The organism is Sphingobacterium sp. UBA7631 (genome assembly GCF_002483935.1).
GTDB classification, from domain to species: domain Bacteria; phylum Bacteroidota; class Bacteroidia; order Sphingobacteriales; family Sphingobacteriaceae; genus Sphingobacterium; species Sphingobacterium multivorum.
The window spans coordinates 662,607-682,536 of the sequence record NZ_DLIX01000010.1; the positions used below are offsets into that span (position 1 = coordinate 662,607).

At 40.0% G+C, this 19,930-nt stretch carries 20 protein-coding genes and 1 pseudogene; 3 read left to right on the plus strand and 18 right to left on the minus strand.

Translation table 11 applies throughout. The features are described 5' to 3' along the window. Nucleotides 1–175: 175 nt before the first annotated feature. Both B3P16_RS19330 and B3P16_RS19335 read right to left on the minus strand, forming a co-directional pair. Entirely contained in the window at nucleotides 176–979 is an 804-nt protein-coding gene (locus tag B3P16_RS19330; RefSeq protein ID WP_159332927.1) for a DNA alkylation repair protein, read from the minus strand. Between the two features lie 10 nt (nucleotides 980–989). Continuing rightward, a complete protein-coding gene (locus B3P16_RS19335) occupies nucleotides 990–1,280 on the minus strand; it encodes a redoxin family protein (RefSeq protein WP_070560814.1) in 291 nt (96 codons plus the stop codon). A 93-nt stretch (nucleotides 1,281–1,373) separates the two neighbouring features. Here B3P16_RS19335 and B3P16_RS19340 point away from each other — a divergent pair, with 93 nt between their 5' ends. Beyond that, nucleotides 1,374–1,715: a winged helix-turn-helix transcriptional regulator gene (locus B3P16_RS19340; RefSeq protein WP_070560815.1), complete on the plus strand. Its 342-nt coding sequence runs from the start codon at nucleotides 1,374–1,376 to the stop codon at nucleotides 1,713–1,715. A gap of 72 nt (nucleotides 1,716–1,787) precedes the next feature. Here the strand turns inward: B3P16_RS19340 and B3P16_RS19345 are convergent, their stop codons facing one another. The 11 genes and pseudogenes from B3P16_RS19345 to B3P16_RS19395 form a co-directional block, all read right to left on the minus strand. After that, complete coding sequence (locus B3P16_RS19345) at nucleotides 1,788–2,405, minus strand: class I SAM-dependent methyltransferase (protein ID WP_286751791.1); 618 nt, start codon at nucleotides 2,403–2,405, stop codon at nucleotides 1,788–1,790. A 51-nt stretch (nucleotides 2,406–2,456) separates the two neighbouring features. Next, nucleotides 2,457–2,638: pseudogene (locus tag B3P16_RS19350) on the minus strand (class D beta-lactamase); the annotation flags it as partial. Between the two features lie 31 nt (nucleotides 2,639–2,669). Beyond that, a complete protein-coding gene (gene eptA, locus B3P16_RS19355) occupies nucleotides 2,670–4,190 on the minus strand; it encodes a phosphoethanolamine--lipid A transferase EptA (RefSeq protein ID WP_286843940.1) in 1,521 nt (506 codons plus the stop codon). After that, a complete protein-coding gene (locus tag B3P16_RS19360) occupies nucleotides 4,177–5,010 on the minus strand; it encodes a phosphatase PAP2 family protein (protein WP_313552709.1) in 834 nt (277 codons plus the stop codon). Before B3P16_RS19360 ends, eptA begins: the two co-directional genes overlap by 14 nt. 216 nt (nucleotides 5,011–5,226) lie before the next feature. After that, entirely contained in the window at nucleotides 5,227–6,573 is a 1,347-nt protein-coding gene (locus B3P16_RS19365) for a Gfo/Idh/MocA family protein (protein WP_286843943.1), read from the minus strand. 228 nt (nucleotides 6,574–6,801) lie between these two features. After that, nucleotides 6,802–7,389 carry a hypothetical protein gene (locus B3P16_RS19370; RefSeq protein ID WP_070560823.1) on the minus strand — a complete coding sequence of 196 codons (588 nt, stop codon included), beginning with the start codon at nucleotides 7,387–7,389 and terminating at the stop codon, nucleotides 6,802–6,804. Nucleotides 7,390–8,405: 1,016 nt separating this feature from the next. Beyond that, complete coding sequence (locus B3P16_RS19375) at nucleotides 8,406–8,852, minus strand: VOC family protein (protein ID WP_286843945.1); 447 nt, start codon at nucleotides 8,850–8,852, stop codon at nucleotides 8,406–8,408. A 78-nt stretch (nucleotides 8,853–8,930) separates the two neighbouring features. Then, complete coding sequence (locus B3P16_RS19380) at nucleotides 8,931–11,165, minus strand: TonB-dependent receptor (protein ID WP_286843946.1); 2,235 nt, start codon at nucleotides 11,163–11,165, stop codon at nucleotides 8,931–8,933. Between the two features lie 15 nt (nucleotides 11,166–11,180). Then, nucleotides 11,181–11,522 (minus strand): hypothetical protein, encoded by a 342-nt coding sequence (locus B3P16_RS19385; protein WP_286843948.1) that lies wholly within the window; start codon nucleotides 11,520–11,522, stop codon nucleotides 11,181–11,183. A 6-nt stretch (nucleotides 11,523–11,528) separates the two neighbouring features. Then, nucleotides 11,529–11,891: a hypothetical protein gene (locus B3P16_RS19390; protein ID WP_286843950.1), complete on the minus strand. Its 363-nt coding sequence runs from the start codon at nucleotides 11,889–11,891 to the stop codon at nucleotides 11,529–11,531. 920 nt (nucleotides 11,892–12,811) lie between these two features. After that, entirely contained in the window at nucleotides 12,812–13,183 is a 372-nt protein-coding gene (locus tag B3P16_RS19395) for a DoxX family protein (protein WP_286751787.1), read from the minus strand. Nucleotides 13,184–13,274: 91 nt separating this feature from the next. Between B3P16_RS19395 and B3P16_RS19400 the strand changes: the two genes are divergently transcribed. After that, a complete protein-coding gene (locus B3P16_RS19400; RefSeq protein WP_112374699.1) occupies nucleotides 13,275–13,640 on the plus strand; it encodes a winged helix-turn-helix transcriptional regulator in 366 nt (121 codons plus the stop codon). Here the strand turns inward: B3P16_RS19400 and B3P16_RS19405 are convergent. From B3P16_RS19405 to B3P16_RS19420, 4 genes are all read right to left on the minus strand, one after another. Next, nucleotides 13,629–14,726 carry a DUF2891 domain-containing protein gene (locus B3P16_RS19405; protein WP_286843951.1) on the minus strand — a complete coding sequence of 366 codons (1,098 nt, stop codon included), beginning with the start codon at nucleotides 14,724–14,726 and terminating at the stop codon, nucleotides 13,629–13,631. The genes B3P16_RS19400 and B3P16_RS19405 overlap by 12 nt on opposite strands. A 32-nt stretch (nucleotides 14,727–14,758) precedes the next feature. Then, nucleotides 14,759–15,448 (minus strand): SIR2 family NAD-dependent protein deacylase, encoded by a 690-nt coding sequence (locus B3P16_RS19410; protein WP_286751785.1) that lies wholly within the window; start codon nucleotides 15,446–15,448, stop codon nucleotides 14,759–14,761. Between the two features lie 82 nt (nucleotides 15,449–15,530). Further along, nucleotides 15,531–15,986 (minus strand): hypothetical protein, encoded by a 456-nt coding sequence (locus tag B3P16_RS19415; RefSeq protein WP_112374698.1) that lies wholly within the window; start codon nucleotides 15,984–15,986, stop codon nucleotides 15,531–15,533. A 174-nt stretch (nucleotides 15,987–16,160) separates the two neighbouring features. Beyond that, on the minus strand, nucleotides 16,161–17,999 hold the full coding sequence (locus tag B3P16_RS19420; protein WP_286843952.1) for an alpha-L-fucosidase: 1,839 nt from the start codon (nucleotides 17,997–17,999) through the stop codon (nucleotides 16,161–16,163). Between the two features lie 428 nt (nucleotides 18,000–18,427). On the opposite strand from B3P16_RS19420, the gene rnhA reads away from it, so the two are divergent. Beyond that, nucleotides 18,428–18,922 carry a ribonuclease HI gene (gene rnhA, locus B3P16_RS19425; RefSeq protein WP_112374834.1) on the plus strand — a complete coding sequence of 165 codons (495 nt, stop codon included), beginning with the start codon at nucleotides 18,428–18,430 and terminating at the stop codon, nucleotides 18,920–18,922. Between the two features lie 45 nt (nucleotides 18,923–18,967). Here the strand turns inward: rnhA and trxB are convergent, their stop codons facing one another. Continuing rightward, nucleotides 18,968–19,924 carry a thioredoxin-disulfide reductase gene (trxB, locus tag B3P16_RS19430; RefSeq protein WP_286768972.1) on the minus strand — a complete coding sequence of 319 codons (957 nt, stop codon included), beginning with the start codon at nucleotides 19,922–19,924 and terminating at the stop codon, nucleotides 18,968–18,970. Nucleotides 19,925–19,930 lie beyond the last annotated feature (6 nt).

Here is a 19,930-nt window from a genome sequence, read left to right on the forward strand (position 1 = left end):
AATAAAAGCGCACAAAAAGGCACATCTATTTAAAATGATTCTAAACAGATGCAAATGTAACGTATTTTAACACAGTATTTCAAATTATTTTTAATAATTCTAAATAAACTACTGCATAAAAAATTAAATATGAATTAGAAAGACGCAAAAAACAGAATACTGATACCGGTAATTTTTACTTCGAAATTGTGCGTAATGCTTTTCGAATAATGTAGTGTGTTTCCTTGGTATTACTTTCTTCTTCCCAACGATGACAAAGTGCTCTAACAAAACCAGGTTGGCTTTTGCTTGCGTCATTCAGCCAATTTGCGACGCTATCCCGAACATATTTTGAAGGATCGGATTTTAGCGGTTCTAAAATAGGCAAGGCTAGACTTGGTTCCTGCTTCAACCGATCGATGTGCTTACACCATACGCCCCTCGGTCGGGTTGACTCCGTAGCAAAACGCCTCACATTTTCATCCTTCTCTATCGCCCATAGGCTCAGATAGGTAATGCTCCTGTCCAAATCAAAAGCTATCCTATTACGGATGGCCATCCAGCTGATTTCTCGTACACCAAAATGTGTATCTGCAGCAAAAGGACGTATTGATGAAAGCAGTTCCTCAATTTCAAGCTGTTTATCATTTCCAATCGCGTAGGTCGCCCAGCAACGCACGAGATCTGCAGGATGATTGAATAATATTGTCAGGAAGGTATTATCACGATTTTGTGTGATCATGTCGAACAGCGCACGTCCGATCGTTTCATTGATGGAATTTACCGTCGGTTTCTGTAACTGCTCCAAAAGCAACAAGATTGGCTTTAAGTAGTGAATGCGCGCATTCTGCTGAAGAATGTGCGCAAGTAAAAGCCGTTGGTCAACAGCTAGCCACTCTACAAGATTTGCAGTTTCAATTTCACCGCGGTTCAGACTGGCTAGGCAGTCTATTGAAATATCAGCTGTCCGCCTTACCCCTTTACGTTGTACTTTGCTCATAGCTGTATGATTAACGCATCAATATTAGTCTTAGCTCGGGATTACAGTAAGGACACCAGTTGCCGCGGAAAAAGGCCACGCTAACCGTTCCATTCTCCAGAAGTTTTCCGAGCTCAATTTTGCTATGCAGCGAATTCATCAAACTAAAATTCGGGACCTTGTCCCCTATCTGCAGGCTCTTTTCGATTAGATCGCCAGACTGAAGATCCTGAATGGATCTGCCAAATATTTCCTTTATTTCAAGACGAAGATTAGCTAAATTCGCATTTAATTTAGCAATTTTGTGTTCTAAATTTTTCATGATGCTGTACGTTATTTCTGCAAAGTTTTAAAAGTAAATGCACAATCACAATACCGCATATTATTATCCCTATGGGGCAAAAAAGTCAATTTTATGAGTATAACAGAGAAAGCAATAAAACAAAAAATATGTCCATTGGAATTTGCCGTCAATGCGATTAGCGGGAAATGGAAAATTCCGATTGTCTGGCGTATCAATGAAGGGGAAAAACGCCCAAGTGAAATGCTTCGTGGTATTGCAACAGTTGATAGACGGGTGCTAAACCAACAATTGGCCGAAATGGTCAATGATGGTATTTTAAGTAAACAATCTTTCCATGAGCTTCCTCCCAGAGTGGAGTATTCATTGACACCCTTAGGGAAAAGTTTAGTGGAAGTACTCTGGAAATTAAATGCCTGGGGAGAACTTTTATTGGAAAATTCCAATAAAAATTAGCACAAAGGGGCAGATTCGAGCCACACACCGATGCGCTATTTGTACGAAATGCGTTCGCCCCAGCTATGACAGCTATTTACGAAAACTGCAAAACACAAAATGCTGTTTCGTGTCGAAGGGTGTTATATGGTCAATAGTCATACATTCAATTTTCCTAAAACATGTCTGGAATAAATCGCTTATTGATTGTGCTGAATACTGTTTAATAGTAATGCCACTACATTTCTTTGGCCCCTGTTCAGAAAAAGTTCCAACGACTAAAATACCTCCCAACGCAATTGATTGATCTGCGATTTTGATGTAACGATCAATCTCCTGGCGAACAGTCAAAAAATGAAAGGTGGCCCGATCATGCCAAAAATCATAAGTTGCGTCGGGAACGAAATCCAAGATATCCGAAACAATCCATTTGACTTTAGTCGCCTCATCCCCTAATCGCTTCTTCGCTCGTTCAATTGCAGCGTTGGATATATCCAATACAGTAATATCTTCAAATCCTGCTTTCAGCAAGAAATCAACCAGGAAACTGTCACCACCACCTATATCGATGATTTTCGCCTTTTTTGGAAGGTTAGCTTGCTCTACAAAATGTAGCGATGCTTTTGGATTGGGCTGGTACCAGCTCACTGATTCCAGCGGCTTGTTTTCGTATATGTCTTCCCAATGCTTCTTTCGATTAAAATTTTCCATCTGTCTATTGTCCTGGTAAAATTTGATGATTGATATCTAATGCCCTAAGGTTTAGGGCAAAATTTTTAGCTCCTTAAAGACTTTCCGCGTATCTCTTTGCGGCAGCGCGAGAAATCAGGACGATTGAACTTGCGGTCCTGAATAAGCCGCGTTGCAAAGAAATAAATCTTTTCTTTTTGCTCAACATAACCTATCCACCATCCGGTATTGATCTGATTGGCCATAGTCCATCCGTTTTAGACCAAACTGTACCCGCAATCCTGTCTATTCGAAAATATCCATATTTTCATCATAAATAGGGCTTTTCATATCCAGAAATTTCAACACACTGTGAAATACGTGATTTTGGGTCAACGTTTTATTTGGTTTCAACTGTTTTGAATGATCAGAAACCCAAACAATAAAGGGAATCTCGTATTGCTCTTTTGGTGCAATGCTCATCGGCAATCCGTGCATATAAAGGTTATTTTCACCCAGCGATTCGCCATGGTCCGAGACGAACAACATGGCACTATTATATTCCTTCAATTGTTTTAGATCCTCAATCAGATTATGTAAAATATAATCTGTATAAACAACGGTGTTATCATAAGCATTGATCAACTCTTCTTTAGAACAGTTCCCGAGTTCAACACTATTGCATACAGGTTTAAACAGCTCGAATTGAGCGGGATATTTTTTGCTATATGTTGGCCCATGGCTTGTACTTGTGTGGAGCACAACAAAAATTTTATCTTTTTTACTGGAGGATATTCGCTCCTTTAGACCTGTTAAAAGTACCTCATCGTAAGCACATCCTTCACCCTTACAATTTGTGGCAAGTTGATCATTTGTTTCATATTCTTTAATATGTACAGGTGGCTCCCCCCAATTACTTGTTCGCCAGATCACATCGACATCATTTCTATAGAGATAGTTCGGCAGGATTTCGTACAAATCATCTGTATTTTTATGCTCCAATATACATTTTACTCCTGCTGTCGTATAGGTGGAGCAAGAAGTTGCGTCAAAATGATAAAGATTGGGTGTTTTGGAAAGTAGCGGATTTGTATTCTTTTGATAGCCATATAAGGAAAAGTTATCCCTTCGAGCAGATTCACCAATAACAAGGACAACCACTGTCTTTTTGTGGTCAGTTATCTTCGCATCTGGCAATAAAATCTCTTTTTTATTTTTTTGATGTTCGTGAATGTAAAAACGCGAAATATTGACGGTATAAGACCACGGCATGGCAAGTGCGCCCAAAGTCTTCGAATTCTTGTCGATCCATAACCAATTAGTCGCATTGGCGAATATTAAAATAACGATAAATAATAGCGAAAGTGACGAATTGATAAAGAACTTCTTTGGTTTATCCTTTATTATTTTTGCTTTAATAATGAAGATACTGGGAATAATACCGAGAAAAACGAGATAAACGATCAATTTCAGGGAAAAGAAACCGCTGGACTCGGAATAACGGGTATTCAAGATATTGCCGATCATGGTTTCATCCAAAATAACGCTATAGGTATTTACAAAATAAACGGCTACTGAATTGATAAGAAAGAACAACACAAGTATCGATTTCCCGAAGCGACGCGAGGCTGAAAAAAATAGATAAAGTACAAAAGCATTCATTACCAGCATCAAAACCATTAGACTGCCGATGAGAACAATGCCCCCAAAGCTTTTATAATCAACATTTTTAAAAACAAAAGTATAAAATGGAAAATGGAAGAATATAAAATTCAACACACTCATGAAAAGGACAAAATGAACTAGTTTTAAGCTATTTTTTAGCATAAACGGTAATGGTTTTATAAAGTGTACTAATTAAGCAGATAAATGTAAAATAAAATATTAGCAAATTATCATTAATTATTCTATTGACCAATACTATACTGAAAACGAGGAATAATAAAATGAAAATTGGATAATACCGTTGGTCGTTGACCCAATTCCATATTTTAAATTCCCTGCTAAAAAAAATTCCGAGCAGTCCCGAAACATATCCTATAATACAGCCACTAACTACATCTAATGGATAATGTGCTCCCAACGCGACGCGAGATAAAGCAAGCATTAACCCAATACATGTTAAACAAAAAAACCACATTATTTTATAACTCAATCGTTGCGGCATAAAAGCATACATGATAACGGTCAGCGTTGTAAATATCGTAATGGAATGGCCCGAAGGCAAGCTATTGTTACCAAGAAGCATCTTACCAGTAATCAAAAAACTCGTTTGATTAAACACCGCTGCAGGTCGAGGCACAGCAAATGCCACTTTTAAAACAATGGAAAAAAAAGCTGAAATTAGCGATGCTGATATCAATGCTTCCCATAATTTAGGCGCATATAATACAAAAACACTCAATAGTGACAGGCTAATTAAACAATCTCCAAACTGTGTAAAATTAGACTCAAGATTTGGATATTGTCCGAGGTAAGCATTTATTGTGAAAAAGCTATTCTTCTGATTGACCGTATAGCCATATACATTCAATGCATGATTAAAATAGAGAAATAGAATGAGCAGAACTAATAGAAGTATAGGTAGAAAGAACAAGGGTTTTCTAAGCCTAGCATAATTATGGGTTATCGTCGAATTCATATTCATCGTCTACTCGTCTTTTAATCGAGTAAAGAACGGTTCGAATTCTGTAGAAATTTAGAATTTTAAGCTTGAACATATTTTGTTTAATCTATTGGATCCCTTTGCCGTTAGGTCAGGAACGTTCTATATATTGATAAATGCCAAGTCTGTCCATATGCATGGCATATTTTGACGGGTGCGTTTTTTCCATTTGCCGGTATCTGTCGCTTGATATTTTTATTACGGATGTTGCCATGGACTGCGATACCCTCTCTGCAATAATTGAGTTGCTTCAGGGTCATTAATACATATTTTTTGCGTAGGATCATAAATCAGGGGCCGATTCAACTGCATCGACAAATTGGCTAATATGCAACTTGCGGTGGAGATATAGCCTTCTTCAATATCGGCTACAGGTAGGTGATTATTTTCAATTGCTGATAAAAGATCGAGCATGTGTCGTCGCGTTGCCGGAGCTGTATGCAGTTCTATTCGATGCTCTTCAAGATCTTTAGGAAACGTCTCTTTTTCTAAGATAACATCCTTTCGGATAGTCTCACCTTCTCCGATGGGAATGAACTCATATTTCATCACACTTCCCTTTAAAGTACCTTTGTCACCGTATATAACAAATGCCCAAGGATATTCAGGGTCTGTTGCTACTCCCCATGTCCTATGCTGCCAGACACAGTTAAGATCTTCGTATTCAAATAGAGCGGTCTGCGTATCTGCAATCGTCGATTTGCCTTCTTTTTGGACATAAATACCACCTTTGGCACTCACGCTTTTGGGCCATTTAAGTTGCAAAAGCCAACGTACCGTATCAAACATATGCATTCCCATATCGCCGGTTATCCCATTTCCATAAGCCATAAAGGTTCGCCACCAGCTGCCATGCGGTAAACCATCATAAGCTCGTAAAGGTGCCGGTCCTGTCCATAACTCATAATCTAAGAACTCTGGAACTTGTTGTGTAGGCGGGTTACCATTTTTCCGCATATGATAGTAGCAGCACATCTCCACATGCGAAACCTTACCAAGCAGGCCGCTATCGACCACCCGCTTCTTAGCGTCGATGAGATGCGCCGTACTCCGCCGTTGGGTCCCTACCTGCACTTTCCGGTTATATTTTCTAGCCGCGCGCCATATGGCATCGCCCTCAAGTACATCCACACTGATGGGTTTCTGCAAATAAAGGTGAGCCCCCGCACGCATCGCGTCTATAGCCTGTCTTGCATGCCAGTGATCCGGTGTGCCAATAAGGATAAGATCGAATTTATGGTTAGCGAGCATCTCCCTATAATCTCTATAAAGCTTTGGAACCTTTTTTGAAACCTGGCGCTCAGCAGTTAATCGCCCCGCCTCCTGCAAATGGTTGTCGTCAACATCACATATGGCGATAACATCAACATCCCGAACCTGCATTAAACGGAACAAATCACTCTTCCCATACCAACCCGCACCGATCAATCCGACCCGAAAATTTTTAATCGCATCTTTAAACGACAGACCTTTAACTTGCAAAGCGGATAAAGTTAAGACTGCTCCCGCTCCTTGAATAAATTTTCTCCGATTTAGATTGAACATAGACACAATTTGCTGGTTTATTACCTAATATAAGAAAAATAAGCAATAAACAATAAAATATTGCATCAACAAGCGCAGCTATAGAGCGGATAATCTGGGAAATTACGGAAAGAAAGGCTCGGAAGATATAGATATTTAACGACTTTTAGCAGTCGGGGAATGGATTAAATCGGTTTGATGGACTGAGTCCCGGCTTTGATTAAAGGTTCCGGGACTGTGCCAATTTTCTTATAGACTAAAACTATTCAAAAAACTCTCTAATTCTTCAATTGCTACATTATTTGCTGAAGAGACAGTTGCAAATCGATTTGATTCGAGATATTGAATGCTAGTCAAACCATCGTTTTCAAACATGCTCCAGTCAAAAGACGCCAGCCAACCTTTGTAAGGCTTAACCTGCATTTTGGTTCCTAGGTCTTCAATTGATTTTAGGTCGATATAGTTCATCAAATTTAACTTTACCTGATCCGAACCTGGACCGGCTCCGTCGGTAACCATCAAATAAATATTTTGCTCTCCCTTCACATAGTTTGCCGTTGCGTAAGATCCTGACTCCGCATCCTCGAAAGCCGTCACCTCTGTGAGCTTAAATCCGTTGATTTCCGGTTTGAACTTTGCCTTAAAATCAGCCGAACTGATAGGCTTCATCTTTCTCAGCGCTGTTGCTAATTGTTCAACCTTCAATGAGTCTGAATTTACCTGCACATATTCAATGTGTTGAACAGCTAATTGCTCTCCGGCAAATACAGCCTTTGAATTGGCCATGCTCGCTAGGGCCGCACATACCATACTAATTCCTAAATAAGGATACTTCATATTATTATTTCTCTAATCTTTCTCCCCTATAAACAAAAAGCACACCACTCTTTCAGATAACCTTCACTATTTCTTCAAAAATAGTGTAAATTCACGTTTACCAAACAGTTAGAAAATGAAAAGAGAAACCATATACCTAAAAGTAATATTATTTTACGTGGCTTCGCTGGTGTTGTTTGCTTTCGCTGCCGCTGTGACCAAACAGACAGCGTTGTGTTGCAAAGGGTAGCGAACATCAGTCTGAAAACATCGCGTTTATTGCCTATACGATTGTAATGCTTTTGGGTATTCTCATCGTCTATAGACTATCAAAAAAAACATCGTTTCAAACGAACAATAGGAACCAGATCCATTAATTCCACAATCGATGCACAAGACATCGGCAAAAGCCTTTTCAAACATATCATTTCCTTATTCATATCGACGCCTTGTAGACACGAAGCTACAACAACCAGACTTACTGCAAGTTCTAAAAATAAAGGCACGGCTTTTGTAAACTACTAAGTAAAAAAAAGTATTATGAGAAGAACGCCTTACACCACATCTGTTATTATATTACTCGTCTTATGTGTGATTATACTAATGACCACATGTTCAAAAATTGCCTAATTTATATCCAGTTTGGGCAAAATTGCAAAACCAGTGATAACGACGAGTTCATCGCTGAAAACAGCATCTAAAAAATAGATTCTTAGGCCCTCCTCATGGCTTTCATCAAGTAGCTAAATTTCGCTTTATTGATCAGGAAAGAACGCGATCCAGACAGATTGTACAAAATTTCGTTTTTCCCGGACGTATAATTACAAAAAAGCCCTAGAGCGGGGAACTCTAGGGTCTTAGCCATATATTAACCTATTTTATGAAAAGTATTTGTATCAATAACGTCTTAGTTTCCTATTTATTTTGTAAAACATAGAAATTTCTTAAATTTTCTTTTTTCGTACAAAGATTCAATTCCTATCACTTGCCTTGTAATTATTCCTATAGCTGTCTTTTACCGCTTCATATCGATTACCTTACAGCGGTTGTGCTAAACCAATCAATAATCCCTCTACTCCCCTTAGATAACAGAGACGATACGCATTTTCATATTGTACCACCTCCCCGACCAGCACAGCTCCATGATTGTCAGTTAGCCGCCGCAGCACATCATCGATATCTTCAATGGTAAACATTGCCCGCAAATACCCCAAGGCATTGACCGGAGCGTTTCTATGATCTGCAATTATCGCTGGATCAATAAATCTTGAAAGCTCCAATCGGCTATGCCCATCTGGTGTCACCATCATGGCGATCTCCACATGCTGAGCACCGAGACCTGTTATTCGACCTGCCCATTCCCCTTTAATCTGTGCCCTTCCCTCCAAATGTAAACCAAGTTCTGAAAAAAACGAAATCGCGTTGTCCAACGACTCCACCACGATACCCATATTATCCATTCGAAGTAACTTACTCTTTTCCATAATACATCATTTATAAGGACTTATAATTCCTATTAAAGATACAAAGGAAAATTTTAAGGCGACCACTTTACCCAGTCTTTAGAATTTATAGGACAGGCCAGCTTTTACCATAAAAGGTGTTCCAGGGGTGAAATGCAATTCAGAAACGGGCTGTTGTTCATTTCTTAATCGAGTCTCGGTCTCAAACTGTGCTTCATTCCATTTGGTGTCAAATACGTTTTGGGCCTGCAACAAAAAATTCCATTTTCCCACGCCATAGTTAAGCAGGAGATCGTTGACCAAATAACCTTTAGCACGTACCGAATTATCTTCTTTCGCTGGTTTTGTATTCATATAACGATAGCGCAAATTGGCCGAAATGCCGAGCGGTAGCTTCACAGATACTCCCCCTGTACTTGTTAAAGAAGGTACCAGCGGGATATAGTTTTCGCCTTTAGGTTGGTCAATTGCCCGCGCGTACGCATAATTGATGTCGCCATCAAAATATAACCATGGAGTAGCTTGATAGCGTAGACTCAAATCAGCCCCCAGACGTTTCGTTTTGCCTGAAGGCTCTACAACAGCTTCATCCCCGACGTACACAAATTCTTGCTGCAGGTATAACCCCCATAAAGCAGGCTGAATAAAGAGGTTATCAGTTGGCTTCCAGATCAAGCCAAGATCTGCACCAAAGGAAATGGGCATAATATCTTTTCCCTGTTGTTCCATCACCACCCTGATATCGTTGGAATGAAATCCCATACCCGTTTTCAAATAGATTTGGGCGCTATGATTGAACGTATATCCAAAGTTCAGCTTTGGGCTGATTCTTGTTGCAGAAGCCTCTTGCCCTGCAGGATCACTTTTCAGCTTATCATGCAAGTTGAAAATCAAGTGATCGACACGTAATGCAGGATTAATCGTCCATTTTCCAATACGCCAATCCAGATTGCTATAGGCATGAAGATTCATTTCTACACCCGAAATATGCGAAAGCCGATCCAATAATTCGTCGCGCTGATAGACATGGTTCAGTTGAAGATCTTTGATATCATCCACTCGGAGCCCAAACCCCGATGTCCAAGAAAGCTGACTATGACCAAAATGAAATTGGCGATTGTATTTGTTTTCGATACCGTACAAGTATCGATTATCAACCTGCTCTATTTCATCGCCATGAATGGGGTCTTTCAGAAAGAAAGTAAAATCCGAAAACAACTGAAATTTATAGCGCGAGAAGTAAACATTGCTTTCCCAGCTTTCTTGATCACTGATCAGCGCACGGTATTGCATCGCCAAATTCATGCGGGATGTATTCCCGCCTTCTGTAGAATCAATCGAACCCCAACGGCTAATCAGTCCCTGACGAACAGCCCGCTCCGGAATCAGACCCGATGCATTCCAACCCGAACTGAATATGGACCCCTGGAGATTGATATAATGTTTCTCATCGATCCACTGATTATATTTCGCAAATAGATTGACACGACTAAAATTTTGCTTGATGTCAAAAGGACCATTCGAATAATTGAACTCTCCTGCGGCATAGGCATATTTATTCTGCTCATGGTTATTCAGCAGATTAAGCATGGCCACGGTACGCCAGGAATCAAAAGAACCGCCTTCAACCTTAAAAAGATTATGATCCAAATGATCCAAGGTCGTAAAATTAACATAACCCGATGTGTTCAAATCGCCTTTGTCTGCATAATAAGCACCCTTGCCAAAATCAATGTCTTTTACCGTTTCTGGAATAATAAAATGGAGATCTGCGTATCCTTGACCGTGCGCATGAGAGACCATATTAACGGGAATGCCATCTGCAGTAATGGCAATATCTGTACCGTGATCATTATCAAATCCACGCAAAAATATTTGCTCAGCCTTTCCACCACCGGCATGCTGTGCTATAAAGAGCCCAGGAACTTTTCGTAACAGATCTTGCGCCGAATTAACGGGAATCTTACTTAAATCAACTTTGCTCAATGTTTTACTGCTATTGAATGCATCCACCTGAATTTGACTCAACTGCACTTCATTTTTTTGCATCTCGATTTCAATAGGAGACTTCGCTTCTTTTAGGATGTATACCTGATCGAGATAGCCAATCCGGCTCAACAATAAAGTATCCGGAAATGTTCCCGGCTGTACGGAAAAAGTACCATTCGATGCTGTATGACTATGTTTTATTCCACGTTGGTAACGTATATTGACTTCTTCTAATCTCTGTTTACTATCCTTATCTTTCACAGTTCCCTGAATTACATGTTGCTGGGCATAACTGTGTGTAGTAGCCATTAGGCTTATAAAAAAGGTGATTTGATGTTTGTTCATATCCTATTTAAAAAATTACCATCCCAGAAATAACATCCCCGCACCGCAAATTGACAGGACAGCACCACTAATAGCGTGTACATAGCGATCAAGTTTTTCGGTGTTGAGCAAATTATAACCATAAATTCCCAACAAGACCATCCCAACCATAGTTGCCACTGTTGTGATGGTAAAGGTGCTAATCAGTGTAATCACCTCTGGCATTGAGCGGTGAGCACCTGAAAAAAATAAAAGTGGAATCAATGGTTCCGATGGTCCCATGACGAAAATTGCAAATAATACCAAAGGCGTTACCTTCGTTTTTTGATGATGGTGATGATGCCCTGATGTGCTTTTCCCATGCGTGTGTTCATGCACATACACCTAATCACCCATCACATCAAAATGCTTATGAGAATGCTTCTTTGACATTTTCCAGATCCCGTAAATCAAATATCCAAGTCCAAAAATAAATAGTGCCCAACTCGAAACATTGCCGCGCACGTCCTGCAACCAGCTGATCTTATTGAGCTGCCATCCAAGATAAACGCCAATAATCCCCAGTATGACCGAACTGAAAACATGCCCAAGCCCACATATAATGGTCCATAATATGGTTTTCCCCAACGACCATTTTTTCGATTTGGACAATACAATAAATGGCAGATAATGATCTGGGCCCGATGCAGTATGAAAAAAACTGATCGTAATAGCTGTAATAGCTAATGCGTAAAGTGTTGTGTTCATATAAATGATTTAATAGCAAAGCAGCTGATTAAGCCGCTTTCTTCAAGCAATGATTTATTAAATCGGTTTTATAGCCGTCTGTCGACCCAACCGATGATATTCACGAAAAGGAAAAGGGATTTAACCGAAAATTTTAAAGGAATGGTATAGGATACACCTGTCTGGCAGCCTGTTCGATAGATATTTATTTTGGAGTTCATAAAAACTATGCCATGACTTCTTATCCGCAAATAGCAAGAAAATTGGTAGAATCAGTCCCAAGGTACAGAGCCGAACGGCATATGCTAAATGTTGATCATAACGCCATTCGAACGAGCATTCTTCGATCGATCCGACATAAAAATCGAAATGGGATTGTGAAGAAGTTATTGCCGTTTTTGAGGTGTTTTTATAGGCAGTATGTGAAAAGACATCCTTGTTTATTTTACCTGTAAAAAACAGACAGAAAAAAACAATGGGCAAAACCATTAAAAGTTGTCTTAAATACCTATACATAGCATGTAACATCCCTATGGGATTGATAGATCAAATGTATTATAAGTTTGACCGTGTAGAGTAGCACAAATCTTGAATTTTATAGTCTTTTTCTAACTTGCTAAAAAATGTATATCTAAAAAAAACAGCGCGAAAACTTTACTTATACCAATAAAAACGCAATAAAACGGTAGAAAAACAAAATATCCCAGCATAAATCAACAGAGTTAAATTAGCACAAATCACGATTTACAACCGATCAAGTCGCTCCTATATTTTCGGCTATCGACCGGCTTGCCATACCGCTTATAATTGTAGTCTATCACATTATTTTCCCTCTTGCATCTCCAACACCACTTGCTTCCGGATAAACATAGGATCATTAGAAAATTAAGCCATAAAATAATCCTAATTTTCTAATGATCATGCTAAAGCTGACGCAGGATTTAAAGTATAATTTTAAAGGTTTTGTCTGTGGCCAACAGCACAATACTAAGTACACACATCAGCAAGGAGTTGTAGAAATGATGATACTCTTGATGCGCCATATGTGCCGTAAACGCCGCAACCGCAAATGGAAACAACAGCAGCACTGCAACATTCTTAAATTGCGGGTTATACAAACCTATTAAGAGCAATACTACCCCCGTTAGTTCCCCTATTCCGATAATGATCGTCCAAGTCTTATTAAAACCCAGGGACTGCATGCTTTGCATCATGGCGCTCTTTTGAAAAACTTTGAATAATGATGCATATCCAAATACATAAAGGTAGTACGCATAGCTCAACCAATGAGCGACTGATTTAATCGTTTCCATGTTATACTTTTTGTTTTCCTACAAATTTCTTTATTAATTTGCAGGAATAACAGTACATACAAGATTGTATGATACCAACAAAAAAGTTTGTATGAACCCGCGAAAAGAGAATTCAACCAATCACATTAATGAGCTATACTGGAAAGACCGTTGTGGTATTGCATTTACCTTGGCCACCATAGGTGGCAGATGGAAAATCAATATCCTTTCCTATTTGCTAAATGAAGGTAAACTCCGCTATAGTGAGTTGCGGAAAAGACTCGTGGGAATATCTGAACGTATGCTGATCGCCAAATTAAAGGAACTGGAGCATGACAAGCTGATTAATAGAATTGTATACCAGCAAGTTCCCCCAAAGGTAGAATATGAATTAACCGAGCTCGGCCGTTCGCTCGAGGAAATATTAAACCTAATGGATAAATGGGGAGAAGATAATCTCCCCGAATCAATGCTTTGATAGTGCATAGAGTGCAAAAGTACCTAACCAATGTGACCCCATGTAATCATCCTTGGTTGTAATATTGGGCAAAGAATACTTTAAATGTTTATTCGCCAACCTATGCAAATAACTTAATTCAGGCAGCGCTTTGGCGATACCGTTTAAACAGTTGGCGCGACTAAAATTAAGTCCATCCAGATGGACCAAATGTCCGTCGGTTCGATCTTTCACGATTCCTGGTTCTAAATTGAAATCGGGATTAAACAGATCTGGCATAAAATCCTTTAACCATTTACGGTAATCCTCCTGTTGCAGCACCATACTCATACAAAGGGCTTCTTCAAGACAAGGAGAAAGAAAATCGCTTCCACTTGGCTCAAAAGAAATGTTGCAGCTCTTATCCTGACTGTATAAACGAGAAGCATTCGTCATTAATGATTTTTCAAACGTCACATTTCCCGTGCTTCTTGCATAGTCCAGGGACAGCGAAAGGCCAAAGGCAGAATTATCATGATAGCCTGTCCTGATCGGATAGACCAATTTGGGCAAATATTCCTGATACGATTTTACCACATGTTTCACCAACGGTTCAAGATTCGATGCCCAGCGTTTTGCATCGGCATCTTCCCAAGTTAATAATTCCTTCTGCAGCTGCAACAACCAAGCCCAGCCATACGTACGCTCAAAGTTCGTATTGTTCTTATCTTGAAAGAAATCTAATTCAACAGCCACATTTTCTGCTGTAATATTTCGGTTCAATTGGCGTCGAATTTCACCTGAGCTATCCAAATTTGGAAATTCCTTCAAAATATGCACAATTGACCAATACCCGTGTACAGAAGAATGCCAGTCAAAACAACCGTAAAAAATTGGATGCAATGTACGCGGTGCTTTTAGATCACCATCACTACCGAGTACCTGTCCCAGCTTATTGGGATATTCCACTTCGATGCAATGCAGTGGCAAACTGAGCAGATGCTTGGCCTGAACGCTATCCAAGGTTAAAGGCTGATCATTTGAACTCGTATTTACTTTGATCGCTGAATTATTTTGACATGCAACAAAAGCAACGGACATGCAAAGAAGCCCTATTATTTTCTTCATAAACCCTTATTTTATAAACGACTATATAACATTTAATTAAGTAATTGTTCTACCAGTTCAGGAACAGCTATGGTCGCCGATTCTTCAAAACACTGTATATTACGTAAAGCGTTGTCATGAGGAATCTTTTTGTCAATTAAAAACGATTTACAGTGACTAGGCGCAAATTCTTTAAGTCCCGCAGCGGGATAAACCTGTAGGGAGGTTCCCACAATAATCAAAATATCGGCCCTCGAAACCAGGCTTATCGCTTCCTCAATGGCCGGCACAGCCTCTCCAAACCAGACTATATTTGGCCTCAGCTGACTACCCTTCTCACAAAGATCACCCATTTTGATCTCATCACCAACAATGGGATACACCAAACGGTCATCGACAGATGACTTCGACTGATCCAGGCGTCCGTGCAAATGAACGATATGGGATGAACCTGCCTGTTCATGCAGTAGATCTACATTCTGCGTCACAATACTCACCCGGTATGCTGATTCCAATTTTACCAGCGCATGATGAGCCGCATTTGCCTGTGCGACCAAAGCGGCTTTCCGTCTCAGATTATAAAACTCCTGCACCAAGGCTGGATTTTTATGCCAACCTTCAATGGAAGCAACTTCCATGACGTCATGTCCTTCCCACAATCCATTGGCATCCCTAAAGGTAGGTATACCGCTTTCAGCCGAAATACCGGCCCCCGTCAATACAACGATATTTTTCTTTTCCATCTTAAATCTATTTGTTGCACCATTGTATAGTTAAGATTGACTTTTGATATGACCTTCATCATGTCTGTAGGCCTGATCTAGATCATTCATTTATCAACAAAGATGCATAATTATCCGGCAGCTCGAGTCGGATCGAATCTTTACTCAAGGCTGCCTTACGGTTCATATCATCAAAAGAACGTTGGTAATACACAAAAGCGCTATTTGGTATATGCAGTTCACTGGCTTTCTGCACGTTGAACACATAGCGATTATTTTTTAATTTGACATGCTGATAAATCCGATAAGTAACAACTTGAATCTGTACCTTATCAAATTTCGGAATGACCTTTAAATCCGCCGGTTCATGAAAGTATTTATCATTGAAATACATAAATTCATTTGACTCTGCTAATGTTGCTAGAGCTAACCTTCCATTGACCACTTCATTCACTAACGAATCTGCCCGCAATCGCTCGGATTTACTTCCGTCACCGGAAGAACAACAAACACAAAGAAGAGCAAAAATTGGGATCAAAACAGCTTTGATTGGATTCATAGGCCTAAGTTATAATAAAAAATGCTTTTGCGCCACAATTCAGGAGAAAATGCACCGAATACCGAAAGAAAATGGATCAGAATTAATAAATCAGCATAGTTTATATCTCGCAAAAAAGCCCAGGATATTTTGTTATCCCAGGCTTTTTTTCAACGCTAATTGCTATCCGACCTCTTAAAGGTTATTTTCGATAGCGCCCACTTTCTCGCGATATAGTTGTATTGGCGCATCCAACAAAACAGCAATAACTGTCATATTTTTATCCAAGCGCTCTGCTGGTGCCTGAATGTAGATAATACCCGGGATGCTACTCCAATAAAGCTTATTGAAAATCTCATGATTTATCATGGAGCCCTCACCGACCACGCGGATCCTGGCGACTCCATTTTTAACACCTTTTAGTGCAATAGGACCCGTAGGTTTTCCCTCGACAAACAGATACAATGTCTGGCGATCTTTAGAGAGCGCGCTTAGTCCTTCATAATGTCCTTCAGGTAAGCCTTTTCCAGTCTCATAAAGTGCCTCGGCATGATCCTTAATCCACTTTAATACCGTTGGATTAGTCGCATTACTACTTGGCAATTTGGTCTCTAAGCCATCCACGGTCAATCCGGAATTATCAAAGATATTTTTTCCGGCATGCAGTGTTGAAGCGATCTGACCTAAAGCACGACCTGTCAACTTATTATCCAGTACAGATTTCAACGTAACTTCAGTATCTTGCGGTGCAGTCCAACGAAGCACCTCCGCAAAGGTTAGTGCAATCACAGTCACATCCTGATCAAAGTTTACTTTCGTCAAATCGACTTGAACGGTTCCGTTTTCAGACTTAACGTTCACTTTCGCGGATACATCACCAACAACTGAGACTTCTTTAATGGCTGTATGATTGACCAAACCTCTGAGCTGCAATTCGGGTTTCTGTTCGTATACATACAGGTAAAGTGTCTTTCCGTCCCTTGATAAAGCAGATTTCCCGCCGTAGTTCACAAATGGAATACCGGCTCTTGTACCGTAGATCGCAGCTGCATGCTTATGTGTCCATCGCCCCAGCTGTTTCAAAATATTTAATTGTTCCTCAGGGATCGTTCCATCTGCCTTTGGACCGATATCCAACAATAGGTTTCCACCCATGGAAATACAATCTACCAACGTTCGAATGATTATATTCGGTGATTTGTACTTTTTATCAAAGGGTTGATAGCCCCAAGAATCATTCATGGTATAACAGAGTTCCCAAAATTTAGCATCAGGACGGGTTACTGGAATCCCTTGCTCAGGTGTATCGTAATCTCCATGATGATTCAATCGCGAGTTTATAATAATATTCGGATTATACTTCCGCAAAAGATTCAAGGTCTCTTTAGCTTTCCACTCCTCGGCACTATGCTCCCAATCCCCGTCAAACCAAAGTAATTCGGGCTTATACTGTTCGGATAGCTCAGTCAATTGCTTCTGGTAATATTTTACATAATTATCCCAACGAGAAGGCTCACTTTTCAATTCATAACGTTTTCGATTGCGCGTAAAAACATCGTAATAGGGATGGCTCCAATCGGGCAAAGAATAATACAGTCCAGTATGCAAGCCTTCTTCTTGTATGGCTTTCACAAATGGTGTGATTACATCCTGTTTGGCAGCTGCGTCTTGTAATGTCGTGATCGCTTTATCAGCCTTCGTATTCCACATCGAGATCCCGTCATGGTGTTTGGTCGTAATCACCGTGTATTTCGCACCAGCTTCTTTGATCAATTTGGCCCATTCCTTCGGTCTATAATCCTTTGCTGTAAAACCATTCAGTTGCTTGATATAATTGTCATGGTTGATGTAATTATTGAAGAATGACCAAGATTCTGATATTCCATCGACAGAATAAATCCCCCAGTGAATAAAAATACCCAGTTTGGCATCTTCAAACCAATCCATTTTTTGCGGTGATACATTGTTCTGCGCTGAAACGTTTAAGCACGCGGACGCCAATAGAACAAAAAGAGAAATCTTTCGAAACTTCATAAAGCTATTTTATCGATTACATAACAGTTTAAGCGGGCAAAATACACATAAATCAGCACAATCCAACTATGTAAGGGATAAATTACGTTGGAGAGCGGCTGAAATCTATCATCATACTTCGCTTAGCTTAAGCTTAAAACGCAAAGGGAATATTTCTATTATTTAAACGGATCTCATAGGGACTTTATAGGGACCTCATTCGGACCTCATTCGGATAAAGCCGTGTAAAGTCCCTTTTAAACACCTATAAAGTCAGTCTTAAATACCTATGAATTTTGATGCTTGTAGCACTATGCCCTATCGTTGAATTGATTGAACATGTCGCAGTGTTAAAATTCTTCTACTTCGAGCATCAAAATATGGACTAGTCTTGATCATTTTTACCTGTTTGTATGTGCTTACAAAAACTTCATGTATATTTGGCCGGTATGATCGAATTATATACAGATGGGGCTTCAAGTGGAAATCCGGGCCCTGGAGGTTACGGAACCATCTTAAGAACTATTTATACAGGCGATAATGAAGCCTTTAAAGGTAAACTGATCGAAAAAGAGTTTTCGGGCGGTTACCGCAAAACGACTAACAACAGGATGGAATTGATGGCTGTGATCGTCGGCCTCGAGGCACTGAAAAATCTACAGCAACATGTTACCGTGTATTCTGACTCCAAATACGTCATTGACGCCATTGATAAGAAATGGGTATATGGTTGGATACAAAAAGGTTTTGCGGGAAAAAAGAACAAAGATCTTTGGTTGCGCTTAATGAACGCCTATAAGCTCCATACCGTACGCCTTGTATGGGTAAAAGGCCATGCTGGGCATCCGTTAAATGAGCGCTGTGATCGTTTAGCTGTCGCAGCATCCAAAGATAAGGCAAATTGGAAAATCGATAGTGTTTTTGAAATGGAAGAAGGTAAATAAAAACGGGGCATTGTACAATGCCCCGTTTTTATTATTTCCATGCGATTATTCGCCGCTTTCCTTAGCTGCTAAGTATCTTTCAGCTTCCAAAGCTGCCATACAACCTGTACCTGCAGCAGTGATTGCCTGACGGAAGATGTTATCCTGAACATCACCACAAGCAAAAACACCCGGGATATTTGTTGCAGTACTATCTGGTTTTGTAATTAAATAACCTGTTTCATCCATATCCAATATACCTGTGAAAAGCTCGGTATTAGGCTTATGCCCAATAGCAACGAAGAAACCTGTTACTTCGATATCTTTTTCAGACTGGTCTTTATTGTTTACAACACGTATTCCGGTCACCACCTGACCATCTCCTAGGACTTCTTTTGCCTCAGAATTGTAGTGAACTTCGATATTTGGTGTATTCATAACGCGATGTACCATTGCTTTAGAAGCACGAAACTCGTCACGGCGAACCAACATATGTACTTTTGAGCATAATTTTGCAAGATACGTTGCTTCTTCTGCCGCTGTATCCCCAGCACCTACAATAGCAACCTCTTGGTTTTTAAAGAAGAACCCATCACATACAGCACATGCTGAAACACCAAAACCATTGTATTTTTGTTCAGATTCCAAGCCTAACCATTTTGCTGTGGCTCCTGTCGCAATAATCACAGTATCTGCGGTAACTTGTACCGTTCCATCGATCTCAACACGGTGTACCTCACCTGTAAAATCCACTTTAGTCACATATCCAAAACGCACTGAAGTTCCGAAGCGTTCAGCTTGCTCGCGCAAATCTTCCATCATCACTGGTCCAGTGATACCTTTTGGATAACCAGGGAAATTGTCCACCTCAGTTGTTTGAGTCAACTGTCCCCCTGGCACAATACCGGTATAAACGACTGGTTTCATATCCGCACGGGCTGCATAAATCGCGGCAGTATAACCTGCTGGTCCCGAACCAATAATCAAACACTGTACATGTTCCACTTCTTGTTTGAATTCCATAATCCT

What these genes read in the sequence shown, in the direction of transcription:
- B3P16_RS19330 (WP_159332927.1), bottom strand. Translation starts at nt 979, where the DNA reads ATGAGCAAAGTACAACGTAAAGGGGTAAGGCGGACAGCTGATATTTCA.
- B3P16_RS19335 (WP_070560814.1), bottom strand. Translation starts at nt 1,280, where the DNA reads ATGAAAAATTTAGAACACAAAATTGCTAAATTAAATGCGAATTTAGCT.
- B3P16_RS19340 (WP_070560815.1), top strand. Translation starts at nt 1,374, where the DNA reads ATGAGTATAACAGAGAAAGCAATAAAACAAAAAATATGTCCATTGGAA.
- B3P16_RS19345 (WP_286751791.1), bottom strand. Translation starts at nt 2,405, where the DNA reads ATGGAAAATTTTAATCGAAAGAAGCATTGGGAAGACATATACGAAAAC.
- eptA (WP_286843940.1), bottom strand. Translation starts at nt 4,190, where the DNA reads ATGCTAAAAAATAGCTTAAAACTAGTTCATTTTGTCCTTTTCATGAGT.
- B3P16_RS19360 (WP_313552709.1), bottom strand. Translation starts at nt 5,010, where the DNA reads ATGAATATGAATTCGACGATAACCCATAATTATGCTAGGCTTAGAAAA.
- B3P16_RS19365 (WP_286843943.1), bottom strand. Translation starts at nt 6,573, where the DNA reads ATGTTCAATCTAAATCGGAGAAAATTTATTCAAGGAGCGGGAGCAGTC.
- B3P16_RS19370 (WP_070560823.1), bottom strand. Translation starts at nt 7,389, where the DNA reads ATGAAGTATCCTTATTTAGGAATTAGTATGGTATGTGCGGCCCTAGCG.
- B3P16_RS19375 (WP_286843945.1), bottom strand. Translation starts at nt 8,852, where the DNA reads ATGGAAAAGAGTAAGTTACTTCGAATGGATAATATGGGTATCGTGGTG.
- B3P16_RS19380 (WP_286843946.1), bottom strand. Translation starts at nt 11,165, where the DNA reads ATGAACAAACATCAAATCACCTTTTTTATAAGCCTAATGGCTACTACA.
- B3P16_RS19390 (WP_286843950.1), bottom strand. Translation starts at nt 11,891, where the DNA reads ATGAACACAACACTTTACGCATTAGCTATTACAGCTATTACGATCAGT.
- B3P16_RS19395 (WP_286751787.1), bottom strand. Translation starts at nt 13,183, where the DNA reads ATGGAAACGATTAAATCAGTCGCTCATTGGTTGAGCTATGCGTACTAC.
- B3P16_RS19400 (WP_112374699.1), top strand. Translation starts at nt 13,275, where the DNA reads ATGAACCCGCGAAAAGAGAATTCAACCAATCACATTAATGAGCTATAC.
- B3P16_RS19405 (WP_286843951.1), bottom strand. Translation starts at nt 14,726, where the DNA reads ATGAAGAAAATAATAGGGCTTCTTTGCATGTCCGTTGCTTTTGTTGCA.
- B3P16_RS19410 (WP_286751785.1), bottom strand. Translation starts at nt 15,448, where the DNA reads ATGGAAAAGAAAAATATCGTTGTATTGACGGGGGCCGGTATTTCGGCT.
- B3P16_RS19415 (WP_112374698.1), bottom strand. Translation starts at nt 15,986, where the DNA reads ATGAATCCAATCAAAGCTGTTTTGATCCCAATTTTTGCTCTTCTTTGT.
- B3P16_RS19420 (WP_286843952.1), bottom strand. Translation starts at nt 17,999, where the DNA reads ATGAAGTTTCGAAAGATTTCTCTTTTTGTTCTATTGGCGTCCGCGTGC.
- rnhA (WP_112374834.1), top strand. Translation starts at nt 18,428, where the DNA reads ATGATCGAATTATATACAGATGGGGCTTCAAGTGGAAATCCGGGCCCT.
- trxB (WP_286768972.1), bottom strand. Translation starts at nt 19,924, where the DNA reads ATGGAATTCAAACAAGAAGTGGAACATGTACAGTGTTTGATTATTGGT.